Origin of the sequence: Halomonas cibimaris (genome assembly GCF_039537045.1) — a bacterium.
In the GTDB taxonomy this organism is placed as follows: Bacteria; Pseudomonadota; Gammaproteobacteria; order Pseudomonadales; family Halomonadaceae; genus Vreelandella; species Vreelandella cibimaris.
The window spans coordinates 1-1,256 of record NZ_BAAAZT010000039.1 but is presented as its reverse complement, the minus strand read 5'-3'; the positions used below and the strand labels follow the sequence as shown (position 1 = coordinate 1,256).

The window sequence follows — 1,256 nt, the reverse complement described above, 5'->3', positions numbered from 1 at the left end:
TGTAGTGGTCAAGTGTTTTTGGCCACTGAGTTTTGAGCATTCCAGTAGTTCTTTTCTGCCACATTCGGCGGCAGCCCACCGTTATGCTTGTGCGGCCTGAGGCTGCTGTAATAACCGATCATATAATCAGTGACAGATTGCTTCGCCGACGCAACATTGGGGTAGCCAATCTCTGGCATCCATTCCGTTTTCAGACTCCTGAAGAAGCGCTCTGTCGGGGCATTGTCCCAGCAATTCCCACGGCGACTGAGACTCTGCGTCATCCGGTAGCGCCAGAGCGTCTGTCGGAATACCAGGCTGGTGTACTGGCAACCCTGATCCGAATGAAACAGGATGTTCGGTGGCTCTCCACGCGATTCGTAGGCCATGGTCAGTGCCTTCTTCACCAGCTCCGTATTCGGCGACAAGGACAATGCCCAGCCCACGGGCTTACGGGCATACAAGTCGATGACCACCGCCAGATAAGCCCAGCGTATCCCTGTCCAAATATAGGTAATGTCGCCGGTCCATACCTGATTGGGCTCCTTTACATCGAACTCCCGATCGAGAGCATTCGGGATATCCAGGTGCGGCTGATCAGCCTTCTTGTAGGCGTGACTTGGCGGCTGTGAGCTCACCAGCCCCAACTGCTTCATCCGCCTGCTGGCCCGATAACGACTCAACGGTGTTCCAGCCTGCGTAACCATGTTGGCGATGCTGCGAGCGCCGGCAGAGCCGTTACTGACGGTATGCGCCTTGACAACCTGATCCAGCAGCTTCTGCTCAGTCTCACAAGGCCTTCTATCCCGGCCACGCCAGGCCCGGTAGCTACTGCGATGCACCCCAAACACCTGACACAAGTGCTGCACCGCATAGCTCTCTTCAAGTCGCTCGATTATCGAGAATTGCTCAGGGAGTCCGACATCAAGAGAGCGGTAGCCTTTTTTAATATTGCCTTCTCTTCCTCCACCCGCCGCAGCTTGCGCTTCAGTTCCTGGATTTCACGCTGTTCCGGCGTCAGAGCCTCACCTTTCAGCGGCGCCTTGCCTGCCCGCTCAGCCCGAAGCCTGCGAACCCAATACTCCATGGTGGATTTACCAACTCCCATGGCCTCGCACGCCGCCTTCAGCGTGTAACCCTGATCGACCACGAGTTGGGCCGCTTCCAAGCGAAATTCCGGGCTGAACGTTCTCTTCTTCGTCATCATCTGCACCTGACTGTCTCTGTGAGTGATCATACACTCAAAATCAGGTGGCCAGATTCACTATGCCACTACA

At 55.7% G+C, this 1,256-nt stretch carries 1 protein-coding gene; it reads right to left on the bottom strand.

Translation table 11 applies throughout. The features are described 5' to 3' along the window. Positions 1-8: 8 nt before the first annotated feature. Positions 9-1,183, bottom strand: a protein-coding gene (locus ABD654_RS05625) for an IS3 family transposase (protein ID WP_344703121.1) whose coding sequence is annotated in 2 segments (ribosomal slippage) — positions 9-928 and positions 928-1,183 — 1,176 coding nt in all. Because the reading frame shifts where the segments join, the coding sequence is not laid out codon by codon here. Positions 1,184-1,256 lie beyond the last annotated feature (73 nt).